Source organism: Streptomyces sp. MS06, assembly GCF_047200655.1.
In the GTDB taxonomy this organism is placed as follows: Bacteria; Actinomycetota; Actinomycetes; order Streptomycetales; family Streptomycetaceae; genus Streptomyces.
The window spans coordinates 1-23548 of sequence record NZ_JBJZOJ010000038.1; the positions used below are offsets into that span (position 1 = coordinate 1).

Here is a 23548-nt window from a genome sequence, read left to right on the forward strand (position 1 = left end):
CCCCCCCCCCCCCCCCCCCCCCCCCCCCCCCCACCGGGGGGCGCTACCGGCTGCGCGACCACCAGTCGAAGCGGACGCACAGTCTGCCGCCGAGCCAGTACTCGACCCAGTCGCCGAGGTTCAACGGCGAGCAGTCGGCGGGGGGCTCGGTCGGTACCGGCTGCGGGGTGGGCTGTTCCGGGGCGGTGGGCTGCGGGGTCGGCACGGGCGCCGGCTCCTCGCCGCGTCCGAAGAGCACCGACCGGTACACCTGCGAGGCGCGGGGGTTGCTGTGGCACTGCCAGACGCCGTGCGGGCAGTAGTCGGTCAGCGTGTTGTAGACCGGCCGGTGCTCGTCCATCCAGGCGAGCATGCGGCGCATGTACTCGGGGTTGTCGCCGTTGCGGAACAGGCCCCATTCCGGGTACGAGACGGCCTTGCCGTGGCTCTTGGCGAAGTCGACGTGGGCCTGCAGCCCGTAGGGTTCCCGCACCTGCTCGTCGAACGACATGCCGGACGGCTGGTCGTAGGAGTCCATGCCGATGATGTCGACGGTGTCGTCGCCCGGGTAGCACCGGGTCCAGGGGACCGCGTCACGGCCGCGGCTGGGGGCGAAGTCGAAACGGAACCTCTGGCCCGGCACCGCGCGCATGGCGGTGACGATGCGGTTCCAGTAAGCCTTCCACGCCTCGGGATCGGGCCCGCACCGGTGGGTGTAGGTGGTGCCGTTCATCTCCCAGCCGAGCACGATCACCGTGTCCGGCACCCCGAGCGACACCAGTCGTTCCGCGAGCCGGCGGAAGTGGTGGTCGAACCGTCCGTCGGCACCCTGCCGCAGCAGCCGCCGCACCTCGGTGTCGGGCACGCCCTCCTCGTTGCGCTCCAGCATGGGCACGTTGAGGACGAGCATCCGGTCGGCCCGCTGCCGGCGCCAGTTCGCCCACACGTCCAGGAAGCCGGGAGGGCCCTCGATGTTGTGCCAGCGGTCGCCGGGCAGGTAGGTGTGGCCCACGCGGATCTCCGCGCCGCCCAGCCAGCGGCTGAGCTCGGCCATCCGGGCCACCCCGCGGGGGCCGTAGTCGAGGTAGGCCCCGAAGGCCGGGGAGGCCTCACTCTGCTCACCGGGCGTCGGCGTGGCCGGCTGCGGACCGGCGTCCGCGGTGGGCGGGGCGTTGGGAACGGGCGGAGCCGTCGGGAGTCCGGTCGCCGGGGCGGGGGCGGGGGGATCGGCGGACCGGCCCCCCTCCGCTCCCACGCCCGCGGCGAACCCGGGTCCGGAGGCCAGGGCCGCCGACGCGGCGACCGTGACCGCGACGAACGCCAGTCGCCGGGACCGGGCGCGTCGCTGCTGTGGGGCCATGACTTCTCCTCTCTCCACTCTCGAGTGCCGTTTCCGCGCTCGCGCGCCGACACCGCTGCATGACTGACGTTCAGTCACTCAGCCACTCAGTCATACGAAAAGGAAATACGCCACCGACGACCGCCGCCGCCGTGGCTTTCGAGTGGCCCGCTCGCCCGCACAGGTGACGCCCCGCCGGGGAACCGTCACCGAGGAACCGACCGAGGAATCATGCCCGTGCCGCCACTCGACACCCGCGTCCCCGCCGTGCTGCTGCGCGTGGACCGCAACCCCTTCCACCACGGGACGCTGGGGGCCGTGCGCTCGCTCGGCCGGGCCGGAGTGGAGGTGCATCTGGTCGCCGACTGCGCCGGGAGCCCCGTGGGCGCCTCCCGCTTCCTGCACCGGACGCATCCGGCGCCACGGCCCGGCGCGGCCCCCGCCGAGATGGCCCCCGCTCTGCTGCGGATCGCCCGCCGGATCAGCCACCCGCCGGTCCTGGTGCCGCTGGACGACGCGAGCGCCGTCGCCGTCGGCCGCCTGCACTCCGAACTGGCGCCCGCCTTCCTGCTCCCGGACCAGCCACATGCACTCCCCGAACGCTGCGCGGACAAAGCGGAGTTGGCGGAGATCTGCGCGGCCGCCGGGGTGCCGCACCCGGTCACCCTGGTCCCGGACAGCGCCGAGCAGGCCGAACGGGCCGCCGGACGGCTGGGCCTGCCGGTGGTCGCCAAGTGGAGCCGACCCTGGCTGCTACCCGCCGGATCGGGCCTGCGCAGCACGGCGCTGCTGCGCTCCCCGCAGCAGGCCCGAGCCCTGTACCTGCGCGGCGCGGAGGCCGGAAGTGCGCTGCTGCTCCAGGAGTTCCTGCCGCCGGGTCCCGACCGGGACTGGTTCTGCCACGGCTACGTCGACCGCTCGGGCACGGTGCGCGCCGGCGGACAGGGCCGCAAGCTGGCGGCGTGGCCGCGCGGCGCGGGCCTCACCACGGTCGGCGAGTGGGCGCCCCAATCGCAGGTGCAGGTGCTCGCCGAGCGGGTCACCGGACGCCTGGGCTACCGGGGCGTGTTCGACCTGGACTTCCGACGCTGCGGCAGGACGGGGCACTACCGGCTGCTCGACTTCAATCCCCGCCCCGGCGCCCAGTTCCGCCTGTTCTCCGACACGGCGGGGCTGGACGTCGTACGTGCTCTGCACCTGGACCTGACCCACCGGCCGGTGCCCGAGGGGGCGCCGCGGCCCGGTCTGCGGTTCGTGGTGGAGAACTACGCGCCCCTGGCCGCGCTGCGGCCGGGACGCGGGGAGCGCGAGGCTGCCTGGCGGGCGGCGGACGACCCGGCGCCCGGGCGTGCCCTGCGGTGGTTGTGGGCCCGGCACGTGACGGGCCGGTTGCTGCGGCGCCTGCACCTGGCGGGTACGGGGCCGGCGCCGCTGCCGGAGGTGCGTGCGCACGTGGTACGCCAGGCCTCCGGGCCTCCGGCCGAGTCCGGTCCCGGTCAGGCGGAGGCGGTGCGCCGCAGCGGCGGCGGTCCGGGCGGCGAGGACCGAGCGGGCCACCACTGAACGCGGCGGCCACCGAGGTGCGGGGCCGCCATGGTGTGGGGGTCGGCCTGCCGGCGCGGGGTCGGTCTCGAGTCCCGGCCGGCGGCGGTGCGGGATGCCCACCCGCACCGCTCGCGCGGCCCGGGGAGCCCCGGACTCGGAACACGGAGATTCCGGGGGTCCGGGGCCGCGGGCCGGGTGTTCGGCGCCGTCGTACTACCGGCGGGACGCGGCTCGGCCTCGCCGGTACAGGAAGACGCCGCCGACGATCATCGCGGCGCTGGCGCCCGAGGCGGCCAGCATGGCCTCGCTACCGGTCTTCGGCAGCGAGGGCGGCTGCTCCGAGGGAGGCGTGGTGTGCCCACCACCACCCGGAGGCGGCGTGTGCCCACCACCACCCGGAGGCGGCGTGTGCCCACCACCACCACCACCCGGAGGCGGCGTGTGCCCACCACCGTGACCACCACCATGGCCACCACCGTGACCACCACCATGGCCACCACCATGGCCACCGCCATGGCCACCACCGTGACCACCACCGTGACCACCACCATGGCCACCACCGTGACCACCACCATGGCCACCACCATGGCCACCACCATGGCCACCACCATGGCCACCACCGTGACCACCACCGTGACCACCACCGTGGTCGCAGGACTCGTCACCCCCGCCGGAACCGGAGCCGGAGTCGTCCTCCGAGCCGTAGCCCGAACCCTGGTCGGAGTCGTCGTCCGAGCCGTAGCCCGAACCCTGGTCGGAGCCGTGGTCGGAGTCGCCGTCCGAGCCGTAACCCGAACCATGGCCGGAACCGGAACCAGAACCGGAGTCGTCCTCCGATCCGTAGCCCGAACCGTGGTCGGAGCCATGGTCGGAGTCGCCGTCCGAGCCGTAACCCGAACCATGGCCGGAGCCGGAGCCGGAGTGGTCCTCCGAGCCGTAACCGGAGTCGTCCTCGGAGCCGTAGCCCGAACCGTGGTCGGAGCCGTGGTCGGAGTCGCCGTCCGAGCCGTAACCCGAACCATGGCCGGAACCGGAACCGGAACCGGAACCAGAACCGGAGTCGTCCTCCGAGCCGTAGCCCGAACCGTGGTCGGAGCCGTAGCCCGAACCGTGGTCGGAGCCGGAGCCGTAGCCGGAGCCGTAACCGGAGTCGTCGTCCGAGCCGTAACCGGAGTCGTCCTCGGAGCCGTAGCCCGAGTCCTGGCCCGAGCCATGGCGGGCGTGGAACCAGCCGTACATGTCGGTCCGGTGCGTGTCGTACGTGCCGTGACTGCCGGGCATGCCGGCGCACGCGGTGCCGAAGGCCGGGTCGAGCGCGGCGACGGCCTGGATCGCCTGGGCGCAGACGTCGGCCGGTGTCTCGGCGGGCATCTGGGCCCTGTCACCCGACAGGGCGCCGGGTGATCCGTTCGCCGAGCCGGTTGCGAGCGTGTCGGCGACGGCGGAACTTCCGTAAAGGGACAGAATGCTCGTCGCGGCGGCTGCCGCGGCCACGACCATTCCCCTGCTCAGGGTCTGTCGCATATCTCGTGGTCTTCCTGCTTGGAGAAGTGGGAAAGGCCGGCCTTGGCTCGGGAGAGCGGTTGTCCAAGGCCGGCCTCGAGACAGCCGTGAGGCTGGTGATGTCCCGTCAGTGGTTGACGCAGACGTTGCCGAACGCCGGGTTCAGGGCGCCGATCAGGTTGGCGCTGTTGCCGCAGACGTTGATCGGGATGTCCACGGGCACCTGGATGAGGTTTCCGGACAGCACACCGGGCGAGCCGACGGCGGCGCCCTCGGCACCGGCGTCGGCGAAGGCGGGAGCAGCACCGCCGAGGGCCAGGACCAGGCCCGCGACGACAGCAGCGCTCTTCTTCATGGAATTTCCCTTCTCCGCGGTCATGCCCCTATGTCGGTCGGAACCGAGCGAGCGCAGTCGGAGCGGCTCGCACCATGACCTGCAGGCTGCAAAACGAGAGATAGACAGCGAAGGAAACTCCGGAACGCGAGTCGCGGGGGAATTCACTCGAACGCCCTCAGCGTATTCACGCAGGAAGCCCAGAGGAGAGGAAACACTTCGCCTGGGCGGCGGGAAAATCTGGGAACCGGGGTCACCGGACTTTTTCTCCGAGGCACCTTCTCCGGGGTGCACCGGAGGAGTCCGGAGTCATTGCGGACCTGCCGCGCGCGCCCGGGCGCCCCGCCCGACGGAAGGCGGGAAGGCACCCGGGCGCGTGGGGCGGTGCGGCGGCTCAGCCGTTGCGCACTCCGTTGCCCGACAGGGCCGAGATGTCGTCCAGGATGTGCGACGCCGGCTCGTCACCCTTGGCCTGGGTGGAGTTCTCGGCGCACTGCTGGTTCTGCGGGGCCGACAGGACCGGGACGTCCTGGACCGCGATCGGGACGAGACCGGCGAGCGAACTCACGTTCGCCTTGGCCGGGATGCCGGCGCAGAGCTTGTTGGCCGTGCCCTGGACCAGGGTGGCCTGCGGGCTCATGTCGCCCGTGGTCATCGAGTTGCCGAACTCCTGCGAGGCGCCGTTGCCGCTCGCGGACGTGGTCTCTTGGTCGTCACCGATGGCAAGCGCCTGCGGCGCGGCCGCCGTCGCGACACCGACGACGGAAGCGGCGACCGCCGCCGCGGCCATTGCCTTCTTCAGCATTTCGCTTTCCTTTCCGGGCCCTCGGGCCAAGACGCGTGTTCCTGCCTCGCATCAACCCGCTGCGCCCGGATTGGTTGCGGGGCTTCACCCGATCGGATCGTGTGCGCACGCGTGATTCACGGAAAGGACGGCGGTGGGGAGCACGCGTCCCTCTGCGGTGTGCGCCATCGGAGTGAATGGCAGCAACCAAGCCCGCGCGGCGCAGTTGTCCAGAGTGCTCCGGTGGACGGGGTTTCTCCAGAAGGGACAAGCAAGTGATCAAGAAGGTACTGGCTTCCGCCGCGGTCGCCGCTTCCGTCGTGGGCGCCTCTGCCGCCATCGCGCCGCAGGCCCTGGCCATCGGCAACGACAACGGCACCACGTCCGCCAGTGGCAACGGCGCTTCGCAGTCGTTCGGCAACTCGGCCACGTACGGCAACATGAGCCCGCAGATGGCGCTCATCCAGGGCTCGCTCAACAAGCCCTGCATCGGCCTGCCGGCCAAGGCGAACGTCGCTTCCCTCGTCGGCGCGACGCCGATCGCCGTCCAGGACATCCCGATCCTGTCGGCCCCGCAGAACCAGCAGTGCGTCGAGAACTCCACCCAGGCCAAGGGCGACGAGCCGCTGTCGCACATCCTGGACGACATCTCGGCCCTGTCGGGCAACGGCGCCGCCAACCGCTGAGGTTCCGTCGGTCGTCCCGGTTGACGCCGGGACGCCGGTGGTGAGCCCCGCGCCCCTGCGGCCCGGGGCTCGTCCTCCGCGCCCCCCCCACGAGCGGGCGGCCGATGATTCGGCGGCCCGCTCGTGCGTGGTGCGGCGGCCGCGCCCGTTCGGGTACCGGACGGCAGCCGCGGCCCGGACCGGACAGCGCGCCGGCAGGAACCGCTCCCGGACGGGACCCTGCTCCGGGGAGCGTGCCGGAGTGCCGCGCAGGCTCGCGATCCGGAGTGGAATGCGCTGCTCCGAACGGGTCAAAGGCCGCAACCACGGCCAGGGCCCACGCGTTGACGATCACGCAGGTCCTCCCCCCGGGAGCCCGCCTTTCGAAAGGGAATGAACATGAAGAAGCTGTGGGCCACCGCGGCCGTCGCCGCCTCCGTCGCCGGTATCGCCGGCACCGCCGCCCCGCAGGCCCTTGCCATCGGTGACGACACCGGCACCACGTCCGCCAGCGGCAACGGTGCTTCGCAGGAGTTCGGCAACTCGATGACCATGGGCGACATGAGCCCCCAGCTCTCGCTGGTCCAGGGCTCGCTGAACAAGCCCTGCATCGGCCTGCCGGCCAAGCTGAACACCGCTTCCCTCGTCGGCGCGACGCCGATCGGCGTCCAGGACGTCCCGATCCTGTCGGCCCCGCAGAACCAGCAGTGCGTCGAGAACTCCACCCAGGCCAAGGGCGACGAGCCGCTGTCGCACATCCTGGACGACATCTCGGCCCTGTCGGGCAACGGCGCCGCCAACCGCTGAGTCTCGCTCCGCCACACGGCGGGCCGCCGGATCCTTCCGGTGGCCCGCCGTTGCCGTTGAGGCACGGAGGCCGTCAGTCGGTCGCAGGCGCGTGCATCCCGGCTGCCTCCCGGACGGCCCTCCACAGGTTCCGCACGTCCTTGTCCTCGGTCTGCTCGGCGAGTCGGGCGGCCTGATCGGCGAGGGTGGCGAGACCGGGGGCGTCGGGGAGGCGGCGGTAGCGGAGGGCGTCGGCGAAGTAGGCGGCCGTCGCGGTGACCTGGAAGCGGGGGCTCGCGCGCCACACGCTCGCGGTCAGCGCGCCGGCCTCCAGCTCGCCGGACTGCTCGTGCGGGGCGCGGGTGGCGGGGTCGAGCCAGCGCACGGTGGCGGTGGCCAGGTGGCCCTCGGCGCCGGGCCGGGTACGGACGGCGTAGAGGGCGGTGACGGTGTGCCCTGGGCCGACTTCGCCGCCGTCCACCCGGTCGTCGCGGAAGTCCTGGTCGGCGACCCTGCGGTCGTCGTAGCCGATCAGCCGGAACTCGGCGACCGTCGCGGGGTCGAAGGCGACCTGCGCCTTGGCGTCGCGGGCGGTGAGGTCGACGTTCCGCGGGAGCTGGTCGACGAAGACCTCGCGGGCCCCGGCCGGGTCGGAGACGTAGGCGGTGTGGCCGTCGCCCCGGTCGGCGAGGCGTTCCATCAGGGCGTCCCCGTAGTCGCTGCCGACGCCGACGCCGAACAGGGTGATGCCGTGCTCGCGGCGGGCGGTGGAGACGCGTTCGAGGATGGAGTCCGGGTCGGTGTCCCCGGTGTTGGCGAGGGCGTCGGAGATGAGCACGACACGGTTGGTGGCGTTCTTGCGCAGACCGTCGACGGCGGTGGCGTAGCCGGTCTCGACACCGGCGCCGAGGTTGGTCGACTGCTGGGCCTGAAGGCTGTCGATCGCGTCGTGGACGCGTCCGCGGTGGCCGCCGAGGCGGGTCATCGGCAGGACGCGCTCGGCCCGGTCGCTGAAGGCGACCAGGGCGACGGAGTCGTCGTCGCGCAGCCGGTCCGTCATGGCGTTCAGCGACTGCCGGGCGAGGTCCAGCCGGCCGGGTTCCTCCATGGATCCGGACACGTCGACGACGAAGGTCAGCGCGGCGGGCGGCCGTTCGTCGTCGGAGCGGGCGGGCCGGGTGGCGAGGCCCACCCGGACCAGGGACCAGTGCCCGGCGCCGGTGCGGGCGCCGTCGACGGTGACGGTGAAGCCGTTGCCGTCGGGGCGCGGGTAGTCCTGGCGGAAGCTGTTGACGAACTCCTCGGGGCGGACCGCGGACGGGTCGGGGCGGCGGCCCTCGTCGAGGAGGCGGCGGGTGTAGCCGTAGGAGGCGGTGTCGACGTCGAGGGCGAAGGTGGACAGGTAGTCGGGGGACGGGGCGGGGTCGCCGTCGGCGCCGTCCCGCCGCTGGCCGCTGCCCCGGGTCGGTGCGGCGGGCGCGGGAGCGGGGAAACCGCCGTCCGCCTTCGATCCGTTCGCGGAGCCGCGGCTGCCGTGGTCGGCCGCACCGCAGCCGGTGAGCAGCAGTCCTCCGGCGGCGGCGAGCGCGAGTGCGGTGCCCGCGAGTCGCCGGGTCACCGGCCGGTGTCTGCGGTTCTGTTCCATGTGCGGTGCCCCCTGTGCCGTGAGGTGTCCCCTTCTGACAGGTGTGACGGTCCGGGGGGTGCGAGGGTGCGCCGGGACGCGTTGCGGATGGGTCTCGATGCGGGCACGGAACGTGTTCGTCGTGTGCGGTCACCACGTCCCGGATCCCGGCGGGCCCCGCCGGCCGGGGCCTGCGGGGCCTGCGGGGTTGGCCTGCGCGAAGCGGCGCACGGTCCGATTGCCGGTGCATCCCTCACGGACCGATCGCGGGACCTGCCGTCGCCTGAGCGGTGATCGGGCGGCGAGGTCCGGCTAGCGGGCGGCGAGGTCCGGCTAGCGGGCGGCGAGGTCCGGCTAGCTGACCACGTCCTTGCGGGCGAAACCCCGGTAGGCGAAGGCGAGGAGCACCAGCGCGTAGGTGACCGACAGGGCGCTGCCCTGGATCATGCCGGACCACTCGGGGCGGGGCTGGACGGCGTCGATCCAGGCGAACTGCCAGTGTGCGGGCAGGAAGTCGCGCCAGTGGCCGAGGGCGGTGACGGCGTCGAGGACGTTGCCGACGATGGTCAGTCCGACCGCGCCGCCGACCGCGCCGAGCGGCGCGTCGGTGCGGGTGGACAGCCAGAACGCGAGCCCTGCGGTGACCAGTTGGGAGACGAACAGGTACGCCACGACGACCAGCAGCCGCTGGGCGGCGAGTCCGGGGGCGAGCGCGCCGCCGGTGGGCAGCTCCAGCGGGCCCCAGCCGTAGGCGGCCGTGCCGGCGGCGAGCGCGATCAGGGGCAGCAGCACCATGGCGGCCAGGCTGAGGCCGAGTCCGACGAGCAGTTTGGACGTGAGCAGCCGGGCCCGCGGTACCGGCGCGGCCAGCAGGTAGCGCAGCGAGGACCAGCCGGCCTCGGAGGCGACGGTGTCCCCGCAGAACAGGGCCACCGGGATGACCAGCAGGAAGCCCGCGGAGACGAACAGGTTGACCGCGGCGAAGTTGGCGCCGGACGCGGTGGCGGTGTCCATCAGGGTGACCCGGCCGTCGCGGCCGTCGGGGGTGCCGCCGATGGCGAACGCGGCGAGCAGCACGAACGGCAGGACGGCCAGCACGGCGCCCATGACGAGCGTGCGGCGCCGGCCGAGCTGCCGTACCAGCTCGACGCGGAGCGGCAGGGTGCGGCCGGGCCGGTAGCCGGGGACGGCGGTGGTCTCGCCGAGCGTGCTCACGCGGAGCCTCCGATCAGGGTGAGGAAGGCGTCTTCGAGGCGGCGGTGCGGGCCGACCGCCGTGACCGGCACGTCCAGGCGCACGAGTTCGGCGACGAGCCGCTGCGGGGTGCCGCCCGCGGCCAGCCCGACCAGGAGGCCGTCGTCGGTGCGCACCGCCGAGTCGACGCCGTCCAGTGCGGCGACCTTCTCCACGACCGGTTCCGGCAGCGGCCGGGCGGTGGCGACGAGGAGGGTGTCGCCGGCGCCGACGATCTCCCCGACCGGGCCGGCCTGGACGAGCCGGCCGCGGTCCATCACCACCAGGTGGGTGCAGGACTGCTCGACCTCCGCCAGCAGGTGGCTGGAGACGATGACCGTGCGGCCGCCGGCCGCGTAGCGGATCAGCACCTGGCGCATCTCGCGGATCTGGGGCGGGTCGAGGCCGTTGGTCGGCTCGTCGAGGATGAGCAGTTCGGGCAGGCCGAGCATGGCCTGGGCGATGGCCAGGCGCTGGCGCATGCCCTGGGAGTAGGTGCGGACCGGGCGGCTCAGCGCGTCGCCGAGGTCGGCGATGCGCAGTGCCTCGTCCAGGTGGGCGTCCTCGGCCGGGCGGCCGGTGGCCTGCCAGTACAGTTCCAGGTTCTGCCGGCCGGACAGGTGCGGGAGGAACCCGGAGCCCTCGACGAAGGCGCCGACCCGGGACAGCACCGGGGCGCCGGGGCGGACGGCGTGGCCGAAGACGCGGATCTCTCCGCCGTCGGGGGTGATCAGGCCCATCAGCATGCGCAGGGTGGTGGTCTTGCCGGCGCCGTTCGGGCCGAGCAGGCCGAGTACCTGCCCCTTCTCCACGCGGAAGGTCAGCCCCTGGACGGCGTACCGGTCGGCGGAGCGGGCGTAGCGCTTGCTCAGGTCGCTGATCTGCAGCGGCACCTCTGCCAGTTCGGGGTCGGGGGCGGGGGCGGCGGTGCGGCGGCGGGCGGTGAGCAGCAGGGCGAGCGCGGTGCCCGCGCCGAGCAGCGGCAGCCACCACACCCAGGACGGCAGCGGGGCCGGGGCGGTGACGGCGCCGGGCACGGTCGGCACCCCGAGGCCGCCTTCGAGGGAGACGGTGTACGTCGCGGGGGTGGCCGGGGAGGCGTAGCCGAGGTCGGTGGAGGCGAGGACCAGGCGGATCCGGTGGCCCCGCTGGATCTCGTGGTCGATGGCGGGGAGGCCGACGGTGACGTCCTTGCCGTGCTCGGCGCCGGTCACCCGGAGCGGGGCGACGAGTTGGGCGGGCAGCACGGGGCGGGCGGAGCCCGGGCCGACGTCGTAGACCTTGGCGAACAGTACGGCGTCGCCGCGGGTGGAGGTGACGTGCAGGGTCGCCGTGGGGGAGCCGGTGATGCGCAGGTCCCGGGCCATCGGCGCGGACTCGAAGGAGGCGTACTGGCCGGGCACGTCGAGGGAGATGCCGACGCCCAGCGAGGAAAGCCGGGCCAGGCCGTCGCCGGTGCCGAGCCCGGGCAGTGAGGAGACGGCGGGCGGGCTGCCGCCGGGCGGGTCGGTGAAGCTCTGGGCGTGTCCGGTGAGAGGGACGCGGACGGGTGTGTGGTGCAGTCCCGGGTAGCCGTCCGCGCTCGCGCCCCGCAGCCGGGCGGTCCCGTCGGTGGAGTCGACGCCTCCGGTACGGGTGACGCGGAAGGCCGGGCCGGTGCCGACGCCGGTGTCGCCCTTGAGGTAGCGGTCGAACCAGGCGGTCACCCGGCTGCGGACGCGGTCCGTCTCCAGGTCGCCGCCGTCGTGCCCGCCCGCGATCCAGTCGACGGCCACGGGGGCGCCGTTGGCGCGGATCGCCCGGGCGGCGGCGTCGGCCTGGCCGAGCGGGAAGAGGGAGTCGGTCTGGCCCTGCACGAGCAGCGTGGGCACCGCGATGCGGTCGGCGACGGCGGACGGCGAGCGGCGGGCGAGCAGTTCGCGGGCCTGCGCGTCCGGTGTGCCGGACTCGGCGACCCGCTCGTACATCCGGCACAGAGCGGGTTCGAAGCGCCGGCAGCCGCCGCCGCTGCCGAAGAAGTATCCGGTCCACAGCTTCTTGAACACGCCGCCGGGGAACAGGGCGTCGGCCAGGTTCCAGTAGGTGATCGCGGGGGCGATGGCGTCGACGCGGGGGTCGTACCCGGCGGCCAGCAGGGCGATCGCGCCGCCGTAGGAGGCGCCGGCCACGCCCACGCGAGGGTCGCCCGGGTGGTCGAGCCGCACCTCGGGCCGGCGTGCCAGCCAGTCGATCAGCTTGCTGACGTCGGCGACCTCGCCCCGGGGGTCGTTGAGTCCGATGCGGCCGGTGGAGCGGCCGAAGCCGCGCGCCGACCAGGTCAGCACCGCGTAGCCGTGGCGGGCCAGGTCCTCGGCCTGCTGCCGGACGTCGGCCTTGCTGCCGCCGAAACCGTGTCCGAGCAGCACGGCCGGGTGGCGGCCCGGACTGTCCGGGGTGAAGTAGGAGGTGTCCAGTCTGACGCCGTCGACGGCCATGATCCGGTCGGCGCGGTGCACCGGGGCGGGGTCGTCGGAAGCGGCGGCCGTCCACGTGCCGGCGCCGGCGAGCACGGCGAGGGCGGCCGCGGCAGCCGCCGCCCGCCGCCGTCCCCGCAGCAGTGCCCGCGGACCGGGCAGGCGAAGATGCATGCGTCAACGGTACGGGCCTGCCGCGGCGTGCGGAGCGGCCCGCAGGGCGAGGCCGTACCCCTCCTCACGGCGTACGGCGCGGTGCCGCATACCGCAGCGGTGGTACGGACGCCCGGTGGACTCACGGGGATCGACGGCAAGGACCTGCCGGTGCGGGTGCAGCAGACCGGCGGGGGCATGTCCGTCACCATGGACTTCCTGAAGTTCGGCGCCACCAAGCCGATCGAGGCGCCGCCCGCCGGTGACGTCGGCGACCTCACCCAGCAGGTCCGCAAGCAGCGCGACAAGGCACTCGGCCGGTGACGCGCCGGTGCCCCGGACCGCCGTGCGGCGGTCCGGGGCACCGAGGCGGCGGCACCGGGGGGCCGGGCGGGGTCCCGGGCGGGGTCCCGATCAGTGGGTGCGCGGGAAGCCCAGGTCCACGCCCTCCGGCGCGTCGGCCGGGTCGGGCCAGCGCGTGGTGACGACCTTGCCGCGGGTGTAGAAGTGGGTGCCGTCGTTGCCGTAGACGTGGTGGTCGCCGAAGAGGGAGTCCTTCCACCCGCCGAAGGAGTGGTAGCCGACGGGGACCGGGATCGGTACGTTCACGCCGACCATGCCGGCCTCCACCTCCAGTTGGAAGCGGCGGGCCGCGCCCCCGTCCCGGGTGAAGACGGCGGTGCCGTTGCCGTACGGGGAGGCGTTGATCAGGGCGACACCCTCCTCGTAGGTGTCGACGCGCAGCACGCACAGCACCGGTCCGAAGATCTCGTCCCGGTAGGCCTTCGCGCCGGTCGGCACCCGGTCGAGCAGGGAGATGCCGATCCAGTGCCCGTCCTCGTGGCCCTCGACGGTGTAGCCGGTGCCGTCGAGCACCACCTCGGCGCCCTCCGCGGCGGCGCCCGCCACGTAGGAGGCGACCTTGTCCCGGTGGGCGGCGGTGATCAGCGGGCCCATCTCGGACTCGGGGTCGCTGCCCGGCCCGATCCTGATCTTCTCGGCGCGCTCGCGGATCTTCTCCACCAGGGTGTCGCCGATCGCGCCGACGGCCACCACGGCGGAGATCGCCATGCAGCGCTCGCCCGCCGAGCCGTAGGCCGCCGACACGGCGGCGTCCGCGGCGGCGTCCAGGTCGGCGTCCGGCAGGACCAGCATGTGGTTCTTGGCACCGCCCAGGGCCTGGACGCGCTTGCCGTGCGCGGAGGCGGTGGTGTGGATGTGGCGGGCGATCGGCGTGGACCCGACGAACGACACGGCCTTGACGTCCGGGTGCTCCAGCAGCCGGTCCACGGCGATCCGGTCGCCGTGCACCACGTTGAAGACACCGTCCGGCAGTCCCGCCTCGGCCAGCAGTTCGGCGATCCGGACGGAGGCCGAGGGGTCCTTCTCGCTCGGCTTCAGGACGAAGGTGTTGCCGCAGGCGATGGCGATCGGGAACATCCACATCGGCACCATCGCCGGGAAGTTGAACGGGGTGATGCCGACGACGACGCCCAGCGGCTGGCGGATCGCGGCCACGTCGACGCGACTGGCGACCTCGGTGGACAGCTCGCCCTTGAGCTGCACGTTGATACCGCAGGCCAGGTCGACGATCTCCAGGCCGCGGGCGACCTCGCCGAGCGCGTCGGAGTGCACCTTGCCGTGCTCGGCGGTGATCAGCTCGGCGATCTCGTCGCGGTGGGCGTCCAGCAGCGCCCGGAACCGGAAGAGGATCGAGGTGCGCTGGGCCAGGGAGGACCGCCCCCAGCCCGCGAAGGCGTCCTTGGCCGCCGCGACCGCCGCGTCCACCTCGCCGGCCGAGGCGAAGGCGACCTTGGTGGTGATCCGTCCGGTCGCCGGGTCGGTCACCGGCCCGTGGTCGCCCGACGTGCCCTCGACGGCCTTGCCGCCGATCCAGTGGTTGACGATCTTCGTCATGCCCGTTTGCTCCTTCACAGATGGCGGCGCCGGGTGGAGACGTGCCGTTCGTACAGCTCGCGCGCCTCGATCGCGGACGGCCTGGTCGCGGTCTCGGCCACGGGTACATCCCACCAGGCCTGTGCGGACGGTGCGCCCGACACTGTGTCTGCCGTTTCGGTCTCCACGTAGACACATGTGGGTGCGTCCGCCGCCCGCGCCTCGGCGAGCGCCGTGCGCAGGTCGCGGACGGTCCTCGCGCGCAGCACCCGCATGCCGAGGGCGGCCGCGGCGGCGGCCAGGTCCACGGGGAGCGGGGCACCGGTGAAGGTGCCGTCGCCGGCGCGGTAGCGGTATGCGGTGGCGAACCCCTCCCCGCCCACCGACTCCGACAGTCCGCCGATGGACGCGTAGCCGTGGTTCTGCAGCAGCACGACCTTGATCGGGACGCTCTCCTGCACGGCCGTCACGATCTCCGTCGGCATCATCAGGAAGGTGCCGTCGCCGACCAGCGCCCACACCGGCCGGTCGGGGGCGGCCAGCGCCACACCGAGGGCGGCGGGGATCTCGTAGCCCATGCAGGAGTAGCCGTACTCGACGTGGTACTGGTCGCGGGACCGGGCCCGCCACAGCCGGTGCAGGTCGCCGGGGAGCGAACCGGCCGCGTTGACGAGGATGTCGGACTCGTCCACGACGGCGTCCAGCGCGCCGAGCACCTGCGGCTGGGAGGGCCGCGCGTCTGGGTCCCGGGCTGCGAAGCAGGCGTCGACGCGCTCCTCCCAGCGCGCCTTGTCCCCGGTGTACCGGGCCGCGTAGGCGTCGTCGACCCGGTAGGCGTGCATCACCAGCGCCTCGGTGAGTTCCTCCAGTCCGCTGCGGGCGTCCGCGATCAGCGGCATCCCGCCGAGCCGGTGGCCGTGGTGGGGGGCGATGTTGAGGTTGAGGAAGCGGACCCCCGGGCGTGCGAAGAGGGTGCCGGAAGCGGTGGTGAAGTCGGTCCAGCGGGTGCCGACGCCGATCACCAGGTCGGCGGTGCGGGCGAGTTCGTCGGCGGTGGCGGTTCCGGTGTGGCCGATGCCGCCGACGTCCTGGGGGTGGTCGAAGGGAAGCGAGCCCTTCCCGGACTGGGTGGAGGCGACCGGGATGCCGGTGGCGGCGGCGAACTCGGCGAGGACCTCCTCGGCGCCGCTGTGGCGGACCCCGCCGCCCGCGACGAGCAGCGGCCGGCGGGAGGCGCGGACCGCGTCGACCGCCTCGGCGAGTTCGGTGGGGTCGGCGCCCGGTCGGCGCACCACCCAGGTGCGCTCGGTGAAGAAGCCGTCCGGCCAGTCGTACGCCTCGGCCTGCACGTCCTGCGGGAGGGCGAGGGTGACCGCGCCGGTCTGCACCGGATCGGTGAGGACGCGCATCGCGTTCAACGCCGACGGAATCAGGGCTTCCGGCCGGGTGATGCGGTCGAACCAGCGCGAGACCGGCCGCAGGCAGTCGTTGACCGACACGTCACCGGCGTACGGCACCTGGAGCTGCTGGAGCACCGGGTCGGCGGGCCGGGTGGCGAAGACGTCTCCGGGCAGGAGCAGGACCGGGAGGTGGTTCACGGTCGCGAGGGCGGCACCGGTGACCAGATTGGTCGCGCCGGGGCCGATGGAGGTGGTCACCGCGTGCGCGGAGAGGCGGTTGGACTGCCGGGCGTAGCCGACCGCGGCGTGCACCATGGCCTGCTCGTTGCGGCCCTGGTGGAACGGCATCGCGTCGGCGTACTCCAGGAGCGCCTGGCCGACCCCGGCGACGTTCCCGTGGCCGAAGATGCCCCAGGTGGCGCCGATGAGCCGCTGCCGGTAACCGTCCCGCTCGGTGTACTGCGCGGCCAGGAAGCGCACCAGCGCCTGCGCGACGGTCAGCCTCGTCGTCGAGTTCATCTCCGTCCTTCCCTCGGGTCGGTCAGAGGTGCGCGCCGCAGGAGCGGCCGGGGCGGCGCGGCCTCCGGTGCGGATGTGCGGGTACGCCGGGAAGGCGCGGCCCTCGGCGCGGGTGTGCCGGGACGCCGGGAAGGCGCGGGTGCGCGGGGACCTCCGGCGCGGGGCCGTAGCGGGCGGGGAGTCGGCGCTCGCACTTCGCTCCTGCCAGGGCGAAGCGGCCTCCCGCGCCGGAGGCGATCGGGGCCCGGGCGGGGCGGGGTGCGTGCGCGCCGTCCTCGACGCCCGCGAACATGTTCCCGCGGCCCGGGAGTTGGAACTCTTCACCGTTCTGCTGCACGGTACAGCCGGCACGGGGGCAGCACAGTTCATCGGCCGTCCTTCCGGCCGTCACGCCAAGGCCCGCTCCGATCGCCACGCTCGGCGGGTCGCACGCCATCGGACTCCCTCGCATCGGTCCTCCCGGCTTTCTAGTCCCGGACCCGAAGCCCTGTCAATCCTTTGTCCGGACATTCTGACCAGTCAGAGTGCGTGTGCACCTCACCCCTTCCCCTTCCCCTTCCCCGGCCACGAGGGCATCCCGCCTCGCCCGAACGGGGGACCGTGCGGAGGCCACGGCGAGCGCGACCGCCACACCGCGCACCTTTGCGTCATCAGCGTCACAAAAATCTCCGTCGTGTCACACATGTCCCGGATACGCGGGTCCTGCGTCACACCCGGTCCACAGACCCTGCCCCGCGCTCACTCCGCGTCGTTGACCGGGCACTGGCTCGATGATCGCCAGCGCAGTGCCCGGCCCCCAGACGGCCGCCCCCCGGCCGCCGCCGCGGCATGCGCAGGGAGGTGCATTTCATGACCGACCGAAGGCTCTGGTCCTACAAGGAGATCGCGGCGCACATCCGGGTGCAGCCGGACACCGTGCGGTCCTACCGCAAGCACGGTCTGCTGCCCCCACCGGACCACGTCGAGGGCGGCAAGCCCTACTGGTACGCCGACACCGTCCGCACCTGGGTGGCCTCCCGGCCGGGCAACCGGGGCCGACGCCGGGACTGAGCCGAACGCCGGACCCCCTTGGCCGCCCGCGGCCCCGGTTGCCCCGGCATCCCGGGCAACCGAAAAACCGTTCTGTGCCCCACCGCCGCGTGGGGCACAGTGCTCTCCATGGCCGAACCCCCCTCCTCTCGACCCGCCGCCCGGACCGAGCCGTCGCCCGTCGGGGACGGCGGCTTCCCGGTGAAACCCGTCCTCACCGGCGAGCGGACCCTGCTGCGCCCCTTCACCGCGGAGGACGCGGACCCGATGTGGCGGATCATCGGCGATCCCGAGGTCGTCCGGTTCACCTTCGAGCCGACCACCCGTCTCACCCTGCAGTCGCTGCGCTCCTGGTACGGCGTCCGGACAGCCGATCCCGACCGGCTCGACCTGGCCGTCACCGACCGCGCCACCGGCGAACTCGTCGGCGAGGTGGTGCTGTACGACTGGGATCCGCACCCGCGCACCTGCACCTTCCGCACCCTGCTCGGCCCGCGCGGCCGGGACCGGGGCCTGGGCACCGAGGCGATCCGGCTCGTCCTCGGGTACGCCTTCGAGCAGGTGGGCCTGCACCGGGTCCAGCTGGAGGCCTACGGCAACAACCACCGGGCCCTGCGGGTGTACCGCAAGGCGGGTTTCACCGTGGAGGGCGTGCGGCGGGAGGTCCGACTGCGGGACGGCGAGTGGACGGACGAGGTACTGATGGCAGTGCTGGACCGCGAGTGGGCGGACCACCGCGGGCACCCGGACACCGAGGCGGTCGACTCCACGGCTCGACGACCGTGACGCCCGCGCCCGGAGCCGACCCCGTCGCGGCGAGCACGCCGGGCACCGCGTCCAGGCCGACCTGAACGTGTCGGCCGCGCCGGCGCAGGCCGCCCGACCCCCGTTCCTGGCTCCGGACCCCCGCTCGCGGCTCCGGACCCCGGTTCCTGGCTCCGGGCTCCGCTGCTCCCGGCCCTGACTCCCGGTCCGGGCCCCGGTTACGGGCCCCGGTTGCGGGCTCCGGGCTCCGGGCTCCGGGCTCCGGGCTCCGGGCTCCGGGCTCCGGGCCCACCCGAACCGACGGCGCCGGACTGCACCTCGGTGCACGCCCGCATAGGGTTCGGACAAATCACCCGCATCCACCGCCGAGAGGCCGAGCCACCGCCGAGGGGATCTGACGTGACCCACTCTCCGCCGCCCGGTGCACCGCGAGCCCGCATACCCGGACCTCGGCGACCCCAGCCGGCACGCCCTCCGCTGCGGAGGGAGCCGCGGAGACGCCGCCTGCGGAGGGGGCTGCTGCTCTGGGCGGTGCTCGCGACGGTGGTGTGCGCGACGGGCAACGCCGCCTTCCTGCCCGCGCTGGCCCTGCTGGGCTGCTCCCTGGCCCCGGTCGCGCTCGCGGTGCGGATGTACGGGCGGCGCAGCGGCGACACACGCTGAGGAAGGCGGTCGAAACGCATCCGCCTATACCCCCGGGGGGTATAGTGGCCGGCGGCGGCCGCCCGCTCCGGGTTCCGCCCGACCGACGCGCATCACCCGCGACAAGGAGAACGACATGACCCCCCAGAGCGACACGCGGACTCCCGTCACCACCGTCTACCGGGTGACGGGCATGAGCTGCGGCCACTGCGAGGGCGCCGTCTCCGGTGAGCTCTCCCGGATCCCGGGCGTCACCTCCACCGAGGCCGTCGCCGCCTCCGGCGAGGTCACCGTGGTCTCCGACGGGCCGCTGGCGGAGGACACCGTGCGGGCCGCGGTGGACGAGGCCGGCTTCGAACTGACCGGCACCGCCTGACACCGGAGGAGGCCGCGGCGGGCCCGTACCGCTACGCCGCAGGACGGCACACCCCGACCCGCCCCCGGCAGACGGGCACACCGAAAGTGCAGATGCACCGATGCACCGATGCGCCGGCCGGAGCTGCCGGTGCGGGATCGATTTTGCTGAACCAGGGCCATTGGACCCTCTGGAGTCCGGCGCGCACCTCACATAAGGTCTTCACAAGGCTCGCGCATCTTCCTTACGCTTGGGCTCCGATCGCCGTATCGGGGCTCTTGCGCATCTAACGGACATATGCAAGAGACTCAGATCACAGTGATGTGAAGGTAACCATCGAAGGGGTTCGAAGGTCTAAGTTGGCGATGTCAGGAAGCGTCTTGGGGGGCGCGTACTGGCGTCTGGAGTTGTCTTGGGGGACTTCTCCGGAGATGCGTTGCCGGGGCACGTACACCGGGAAGCTTTGAGCGGCCCTCCCTGCGTGCGTTGTCCCGGCAGACCGCAACCAGAGCGGTGCGAGCGCTTCTGCTCGCCTCGCTCGACAGCGATTCAGGCGCTGTCCTCGAGCGCCCGGCCGGATCCCGTGGGGGGAATCCGCACCGGGACACGGGAAGGCGCCCTGGTCGTCGGCCCGTGGGGGGACCGGCGTACCAGGGCGCCTTCTTCAGGTCTGCTGGGTGCTCTGCTGGGTGCAGGGCGGCGGTTCGCCCGCTCAGCGCTCCTCGACGGGAACGAAGTCGCGCTCGACGACGCCCGTGTAGATCTGGCGCGGACGGCCGATGCGGGAGCCCGGCTCCTTGATCATCTCGTGCCACTGGGCGATCCAGCCCGGCAGCCGGCCCAGGGCGAACAGGACCGTGAACATCTCGGTCGGGAAGCCCATGGCGCGGTAGATCAGGCCGGTGTAGAAGTCGACGTTCGGGTAGAGGCTGCGCGAGACGAAGTAGTCGTCGGAGAGCGCGTGCTCCTCCAGCTTCAGCGCGATGTCCAGGAGCTCGTCGGACTTGCCGAGGGCGGACAGCACGTCGTGCGCGGCGGCCTTGATGATCTGGGCGCGCGGGTCGAAGTTCTTGTACACCCGGTGGCCGAAGCCCATCAGGCGGACGCCGTCCTCCTTGTTCTTCACCTTGCGGATGAAGGAGTCCACGTCGCCGCCGGAGTCGCGGATGCCCTCCAGCATCTCCAGCACCGACTGGTTGGCGCCGCCGTGCAGCGGGCCCCACAGGGCGTTGATGCCGGCGGAGACCGAGGCGAACATGTTCGCCTGCGAGGAGCCCACCAGGCGGACCGTCGAGGTCGAGCAGTTCTGCTCGTGGTCGGCGTGCAGGATGAGCAGCTTGTCGAGGGCCGAGACGACGACCGGGTCGAGGTCGAACTCCTGCGCCGGCACCGAGAAGGTCATCCGCAGGAAGTTCTCGACGTAGCCGAGGTCGTTGCGCGGATACACGAAGGGGTGGCCGACCGACTTCTTGTACGCGTAGGCCGCGATCGTCGGGAGCTTCGCGAGCAGGCGCGTGGTGGAGAGGTTGCGCTGCTGCTCGTCGAACGGGTTGTGGCTGTCCTGGTAGAAGGTGGACAGCGCGGAGACGACCGAGGACAGCATGGCCATCGGGTGGGCGTCGCGCGGGAAGCCCTTGTAGAAGTTCTTGACGTCCTCGTGCAGCAGCGTGTGCCGGGTGATCTCGTCCTTGAACTCGGTGAGCTCGTCGACGGTCGGCAGCTCGCCGTTGATCAGCAGGTAGGCGACCTCCAGGAAGGTGGAGCGCTCGGCCAGCTGCTCGATCGGGTAGCCGCGGTACCGGAGGATGCCCGCCTCGCCGTCGAGGTAGGTGACGGCGGATTTATACGCGGCTGTGTTGCCGTATCCGCTGTCCAGGGTCACCAGACCGGTCTGGGCGCGGAGCTTCCCGATGTCGAAGCCCTTGTCGCCGACGGTACTGTCGACCACCGGGTAGGTGTACTCGTTGCCGTCGTACCGCAGTACTACAGAGTTGTCGCTCACGTCTTCCCTCACCGACGTTGTGCCTCATCTTCGAGGTTGCCCTGACTGTCTCTACCATCCCCCATTTGGCTCAGGAGAGTGCACTCGGGGTCGACCATTGGGCGTACTGGCGGCACTCAGTGCCGCCAACTTGCTCATCCTGCCGCCTCAGCCCCACATCCGGAAGGGCTGTGTGACCTTCCTGACTCATTTGATCGATCATTTTTTGCGATGCCTCAGCATCCGCCGGATCTCACCGGCCGCAGCGTGCTCCGTGAGGCCGCTCGCCGCGGCTCAGGCCCCGGCGAGGCGGAAGTCGAGCGCCGTGCAGCGGCGGCCCGCCGACACCGAGCGCACCGCCTGTCCTATCGCCCGGCGGGAGCCCACCAGCACCACCAGCTGCTTGGCGCGCGTCACCGCCGTGTAGAGCAGGTTCCGCTGGAGCATCATCCAGGCTCCGGTGGTGACGGGTACCACCACGGCCGGGTACTCACTCCCCTGGGAGCGGTGGATCGTCACCGCGTACGCGTGTGCCAGCTCGTCCAGTTCGTCGAACTCGTAGGGGACCTCCTCGTCCTCGTCGGTCAGCACCGTCAGGCGCTGGTCGACCGGGTCGAGCGCGGTGACCACGCCGACGGTGCCGTTGAAGACACCGTTCTCCCCCTTCTCGTAATTGTTGCGGATCTGGGTGACCTTGTCGCCGACACGGAAGACCCGCCCACCGAACCGCTTCTCCGGCAGGTCGGGCCGGCCGGGGGTGATGGCCTGCTGGAGCAGGCCGTTGAGCGTGCCGGCACCGGCAGGCCCGCGGTGCATGGGCGCGAGCACCTGCACGTCCCGCCGCGGATCGAGCCCGAATCTGGCCGGAACACGCCGGGCCGCCACGTCGACGGTGAGCCGGCCGGCCTCCTCGGTGTCGTCCTCGACGAAGAGGAAGAAGTCCTTCAGCCCGTCGGTGACGGGCGGCTTGCCCGCGTTGATCCGGTGCGCGTTGGTCACCACTCCCGACTGCTGCGCCTGCCGGAACACCCGGGTGAGCCGGACCGCGGGCACCGGGCTGCCGTCCGCCAGCAGATCCCGCAGCACCTCCCCCGCGCCGACGCTGGGCAACTGGTCGACGTCCCCGACGAACAGCAGGTGGGCACCCGGCGGCACCGCCTTGACCAGCTTGTTCGCCAGCAGCAGGTCCAGCATGGACGCCTCGTCCACGACGACCAGGTCGGCGTCGAGCGGCCGGTCCCGGTCGTACGCCGCGTCACCGCCGGGCTTGAGCTCCAGCAGGCGGTGGACGGTGGAGGCCTCCGCGCCGGTCAGCTCCGCCAGCCGCTTGGCGGCACGCCCGGTGGGCGCGGCCAGCAGCACCTTCGCCTTCTTGGCGCGGGCCAGCTCCACCACCGAACGCACGGTGAACGACTTACCGCAGCCGGGCCCCCCGGTGAGCACGGCGACCTTCTCGGTCAGCGCCAGCCGCACGGCGGCCTCCTGCTCCGGCGCGAGCTCCGCGCCGGTACGCCCCTTTAGCCAGCCGAGCGCCTTGCCCCAGTCGACGTCGCCGAAGGACGGCATCCGGTCCTCGCCGGTGCGCAGCAGGCGCAGCACCTGCCCGGACAGGGACAGCTCGGCGCGATGGAAGGGGACGAGGTAGACGGCGGTGACCGGCTCGTCGCCGCCGTCCGGGCCGGGCACCTTCTCCCGTACGACCCCCGGGTCGCCGCCGTCCTCCGGTTCCTGCGCCAGCTCGCCCAGGCATTCGATGACGAGCCCGGTGTCGACACCGAGCAGTTTGACCGCGTCCGCGATCAGGCGCTCCTCGGGGAGGTAGCAGTTGCCCTGGTCGGCGGACTGGGAGAGCGCGTACTGCAGGCCCGCCTTCACCCGCTCCGGACTGTCGTGCGGAATGCCGACCGACTGCGCGATCCGGTCGGCGGTGAGGAAGCCGATGCCCCAGACGTCGGAGGCGAGCCGGTACGGCTGGTTCTTCACCACCGAGATGGAGGCGTCGCCGTACTTCTTGTAGATCCGTACCGCGATCGACGTCGACACCTCGACGGTCTGGAGGAAGAGCATGACCTCCTTGATCGCCTTCTGCTCCTCCCAGGCGTCGGCGATCTTCCGGGTGCGCTTCGGTCCGAGACCGGGCACCTCGATCAGCCGCTTCGGCTCCTCCTCGATGACCGTCAGGGTGTCGACGCCGAAGTGCTGGGTGATGCGGTCGGCGAAGACCGGCCCGATGCCCTTGACCAGACCGGAGCCCAGGTAGCGGCGGATGCCCTGCACGGTGGCGGGCAGCACGGTCGTGTAGTTGTCCACGAGGAACTGCTTGCCGTACTGCGGGTGCGAGCCCCAGCGCCCCTCCATCCGCAGCGACTCCCCCACCTGCGCGCCGAGCAGTGCGCCGACCACCGTGAGCAGGTCCCCGGCGCCCCTGCCGGTGTCGACGCGGGCGACCGTGTAGCCGTTCTCCTCGTTGGCGTAGGTGATGCGTTCGAGGACGCCTTCGAGCACGGCCGCGCGCCGTTCGCCGCCGGCGTTCGTGGAGTTCCCCGCCTGGTTGGACATGCCC

19 protein-coding genes and 1 pseudogene are annotated in these 23548 nt (G+C 72.6%); 8 read left to right on the forward strand and 12 right to left on the reverse strand.

Annotated elements, in window-relative coordinates:
* Window positions 1-43: 43 nt before the first annotated feature.
* Window positions 44-1339, reverse strand: a complete 1296-nt coding sequence (locus ACL02U_RS20650; protein ID WP_412792347.1) for a glycoside hydrolase family 26 protein — start codon at window positions 1337-1339, stop codon at window positions 44-46.
* A 210-nt stretch (window positions 1340-1549) separates the two neighbouring features.
* Between ACL02U_RS20650 and ACL02U_RS20655 the strand changes: the two genes are divergently transcribed.
* Window positions 1550-2881 (forward strand): ATP-grasp domain-containing protein, encoded by a 1332-nt coding sequence (locus ACL02U_RS20655; protein WP_412792348.1) that lies wholly within the window; start codon window positions 1550-1552, stop codon window positions 2879-2881.
* Between the two features lie 195 nt (window positions 2882-3076).
* Here the strand turns inward: ACL02U_RS20655 and ACL02U_RS20660 are convergent, their stop codons facing one another.
* The 3 genes from ACL02U_RS20660 to ACL02U_RS20670 all read right to left on the reverse strand — a co-directional run bounded on the left by ACL02U_RS20660 (window position 3077) and on the right by ACL02U_RS20670 (window position 5505).
* Window positions 3077-4387: a chaplin family protein gene (locus tag ACL02U_RS20660; protein ID WP_412792349.1), complete on the reverse strand. Its 1311-nt coding sequence runs from the start codon at window positions 4385-4387 to the stop codon at window positions 3077-3079.
* A 106-nt stretch (window positions 4388-4493) separates the two neighbouring features.
* Window positions 4494-4721 carry a chaplin gene (locus tag ACL02U_RS20665; RefSeq protein WP_412792350.1) on the reverse strand — a complete coding sequence of 76 codons (228 nt, stop codon included), beginning with the start codon at window positions 4719-4721 and terminating at the stop codon, window positions 4494-4496.
* Window positions 4722-5094: 373 nt separating this feature from the next.
* A complete protein-coding gene (locus ACL02U_RS20670) occupies window positions 5095-5505 on the reverse strand; it encodes a rodlin (RefSeq protein ID WP_412792351.1) in 411 nt (136 codons plus the stop codon).
* A 254-nt stretch (window positions 5506-5759) separates the two neighbouring features.
* Here ACL02U_RS20670 and ACL02U_RS20675 point away from each other — a divergent pair, with 254 nt between their 5' ends.
* Together ACL02U_RS20675 and ACL02U_RS20680 are read left to right on the forward strand one after the other, a co-directional pair.
* Window positions 5760-6170 (forward strand): rodlin, encoded by a 411-nt coding sequence (locus tag ACL02U_RS20675; RefSeq protein WP_412792352.1) that lies wholly within the window; start codon window positions 5760-5762, stop codon window positions 6168-6170.
* Between the two features lie 378 nt (window positions 6171-6548).
* On the forward strand, window positions 6549-6956 hold the full coding sequence (locus tag ACL02U_RS20680) for a rodlin (protein WP_412792353.1): 408 nt from the start codon (window positions 6549-6551) through the stop codon (window positions 6954-6956).
* Between the two features lie 73 nt (window positions 6957-7029).
* Here ACL02U_RS20680 and ACL02U_RS20685 read toward each other — a convergent pair whose 3' ends face one another.
* From ACL02U_RS20685 to ACL02U_RS20695, 3 genes are all read right to left on the reverse strand, one after another.
* Window positions 7030-8580: a YfbK domain-containing protein gene (locus ACL02U_RS20685; protein ID WP_412792354.1), complete on the reverse strand. Its 1551-nt coding sequence runs from the start codon at window positions 8578-8580 to the stop codon at window positions 7030-7032.
* Window positions 8581-8913: 333 nt separating this feature from the next.
* Entirely contained in the window at window positions 8914-9774 is an 861-nt protein-coding gene (locus ACL02U_RS20690) for an ABC transporter permease (protein WP_412792355.1), read from the reverse strand.
* Window positions 9771-12419 (reverse strand): CocE/NonD family hydrolase, encoded by a 2649-nt coding sequence (locus ACL02U_RS20695; protein ID WP_412792356.1) that lies wholly within the window; start codon window positions 12417-12419, stop codon window positions 9771-9773. The genes ACL02U_RS20690 and ACL02U_RS20695 overlap by 4 nt, the downstream gene beginning before the upstream one ends.
* Here ACL02U_RS20695 and ACL02U_RS20700 point away from each other — a divergent pair.
* A complete protein-coding gene (locus ACL02U_RS20700; RefSeq protein WP_412792357.1) occupies window positions 12414-12722 on the forward strand; it encodes a hypothetical protein in 309 nt (102 codons plus the stop codon). The two genes, ACL02U_RS20695 and ACL02U_RS20700, sit on opposite strands and share 6 nt — an antisense overlap.
* Before the next feature lie 90 nt (window positions 12723-12812).
* On the opposite strand, the gene mmsA is transcribed toward ACL02U_RS20700, so the two are convergent.
* The 3 genes and pseudogenes from mmsA to ACL02U_RS20715 form a co-directional block, all read right to left on the reverse strand.
* Entirely contained in the window at window positions 12813-14315 is a 1503-nt protein-coding gene (mmsA, locus tag ACL02U_RS20705; protein ID WP_412792358.1) for a CoA-acylating methylmalonate-semialdehyde dehydrogenase, read from the reverse strand.
* Window positions 14316-14329: 14 nt separating this feature from the next.
* On the reverse strand, window positions 14330-16213 hold the full coding sequence (iolD, locus tag ACL02U_RS20710; protein WP_412792359.1) for a 3D-(3,5/4)-trihydroxycyclohexane-1,2-dione acylhydrolase (decyclizing): 1884 nt from the start codon (window positions 16211-16213) through the stop codon (window positions 14330-14332).
* Between the two features lie 124 nt (window positions 16214-16337).
* Window positions 16338-16559: pseudogene (locus tag ACL02U_RS20715) on the reverse strand (5-deoxy-glucuronate isomerase); the annotation flags it as partial.
* 503 nt (window positions 16560-17062) lie between these two features.
* On the opposite strand from ACL02U_RS20715, the gene ACL02U_RS20720 reads away from it, so the two are divergent.
* The 4 genes from ACL02U_RS20720 (at window position 17063) to ACL02U_RS20735 (ending at window position 19025) form a co-directional block, all read left to right on the forward strand.
* On the forward strand, window positions 17063-17263 hold the full coding sequence (locus tag ACL02U_RS20720) for a helix-turn-helix transcriptional regulator (protein WP_412792360.1): 201 nt from the start codon (window positions 17063-17065) through the stop codon (window positions 17261-17263).
* 108 nt (window positions 17264-17371) lie between these two features.
* Window positions 17372-18028, forward strand: coding sequence for a GNAT family N-acetyltransferase (locus ACL02U_RS20725; protein WP_412792361.1), 657 nt, complete (start codon window positions 17372-17374; stop codon window positions 18026-18028).
* 510 nt (window positions 18029-18538) lie between these two features.
* Window positions 18539-18670: a hypothetical protein gene (locus ACL02U_RS20730; protein ID WP_412792362.1), complete on the forward strand. Its 132-nt coding sequence runs from the start codon at window positions 18539-18541 to the stop codon at window positions 18668-18670.
* 115 nt (window positions 18671-18785) lie between these two features.
* Window positions 18786-19025, forward strand: coding sequence for a heavy-metal-associated domain-containing protein (locus ACL02U_RS20735; protein WP_412792363.1), 240 nt, complete (start codon window positions 18786-18788; stop codon window positions 19023-19025).
* Between the two features lie 691 nt (window positions 19026-19716).
* Here the strand turns inward: ACL02U_RS20735 and ACL02U_RS20740 are convergent.
* Together ACL02U_RS20740 and ACL02U_RS20745 are read right to left on the reverse strand one after the other, a co-directional pair.
* The gene (locus ACL02U_RS20740) at window positions 19717-21006 is read right to left on the reverse strand and encodes a citrate synthase (RefSeq protein ID WP_412792364.1); all 1290 of its coding nucleotides are present in this window, start codon (window positions 21004-21006) and stop codon (window positions 19717-19719) included.
* A 273-nt stretch (window positions 21007-21279) separates the two neighbouring features.
* Window positions 21280-23544 carry an ATP-dependent RecD-like DNA helicase gene (locus ACL02U_RS20745; RefSeq protein ID WP_412792365.1) on the reverse strand — a complete coding sequence of 755 codons (2265 nt, stop codon included), beginning with the start codon at window positions 23542-23544 and terminating at the stop codon, window positions 21280-21282.
* Between the last annotated feature and the right edge of the window lie 4 nt (window positions 23545-23548).

What these genes read in the sequence shown, in the direction of transcription:
- mmsA (WP_412792358.1), bottom strand. Translation starts at nt 14,315, where the DNA reads ATGACGAAGATCGTCAACCACTGGATCGGCGGCAAGGCCGTCGAGGGC.
- ACL02U_RS20680 (WP_412792353.1), top strand. Translation starts at nt 6,549, where the DNA reads ATGAAGAAGCTGTGGGCCACCGCGGCCGTCGCCGCCTCCGTCGCCGGT.
- ACL02U_RS20720 (WP_412792360.1), top strand. Translation starts at nt 17,063, where the DNA reads ATGACCGACCGAAGGCTCTGGTCCTACAAGGAGATCGCGGCGCACATC.
- ACL02U_RS20670 (WP_412792351.1), bottom strand. Translation starts at nt 5,505, where the DNA reads ATGCTGAAGAAGGCAATGGCCGCGGCGGCGGTCGCCGCTTCCGTCGTC.
- ACL02U_RS20660 (WP_412792349.1), bottom strand. Translation starts at nt 4,387, where the DNA reads ATGCGACAGACCCTGAGCAGGGGAATGGTCGTGGCCGCGGCAGCCGCC.
- ACL02U_RS20650 (WP_412792347.1), bottom strand. Translation starts at nt 1,339, where the DNA reads ATGGCCCCACAGCAGCGACGCGCCCGGTCCCGGCGACTGGCGTTCGTC.
- ACL02U_RS20735 (WP_412792363.1), top strand. Translation starts at nt 18,786, where the DNA reads ATGACCCCCCAGAGCGACACGCGGACTCCCGTCACCACCGTCTACCGG.
- iolD (WP_412792359.1), bottom strand. Translation starts at nt 16,213, where the DNA reads ATGAACTCGACGACGAGGCTGACCGTCGCGCAGGCGCTGGTGCGCTTC.
- ACL02U_RS20685 (WP_412792354.1), bottom strand. Translation starts at nt 8,580, where the DNA reads ATGGAACAGAACCGCAGACACCGGCCGGTGACCCGGCGACTCGCGGGC.
- ACL02U_RS20725 (WP_412792361.1), top strand. Translation starts at nt 17,372, where the DNA reads ATGGCCGAACCCCCCTCCTCTCGACCCGCCGCCCGGACCGAGCCGTCG.
- ACL02U_RS20665 (WP_412792350.1), bottom strand. Translation starts at nt 4,721, where the DNA reads ATGAAGAAGAGCGCTGCTGTCGTCGCGGGCCTGGTCCTGGCCCTCGGC.
- ACL02U_RS20695 (WP_412792356.1), bottom strand. Translation starts at nt 12,419, where the DNA reads ATGCATCTTCGCCTGCCCGGTCCGCGGGCACTGCTGCGGGGACGGCGG.
- ACL02U_RS20700 (WP_412792357.1), top strand. Translation starts at nt 12,414, where the DNA reads ATGCATGCGTCAACGGTACGGGCCTGCCGCGGCGTGCGGAGCGGCCCG.
- ACL02U_RS20655 (WP_412792348.1), top strand. Translation starts at nt 1,550, where the DNA reads ATGCCCGTGCCGCCACTCGACACCCGCGTCCCCGCCGTGCTGCTGCGC.
- ACL02U_RS20745 (WP_412792365.1), bottom strand. Translation starts at nt 23,544, where the DNA reads ATGTCCAACCAGGCGGGGAACTCCACGAACGCCGGCGGCGAACGGCGC.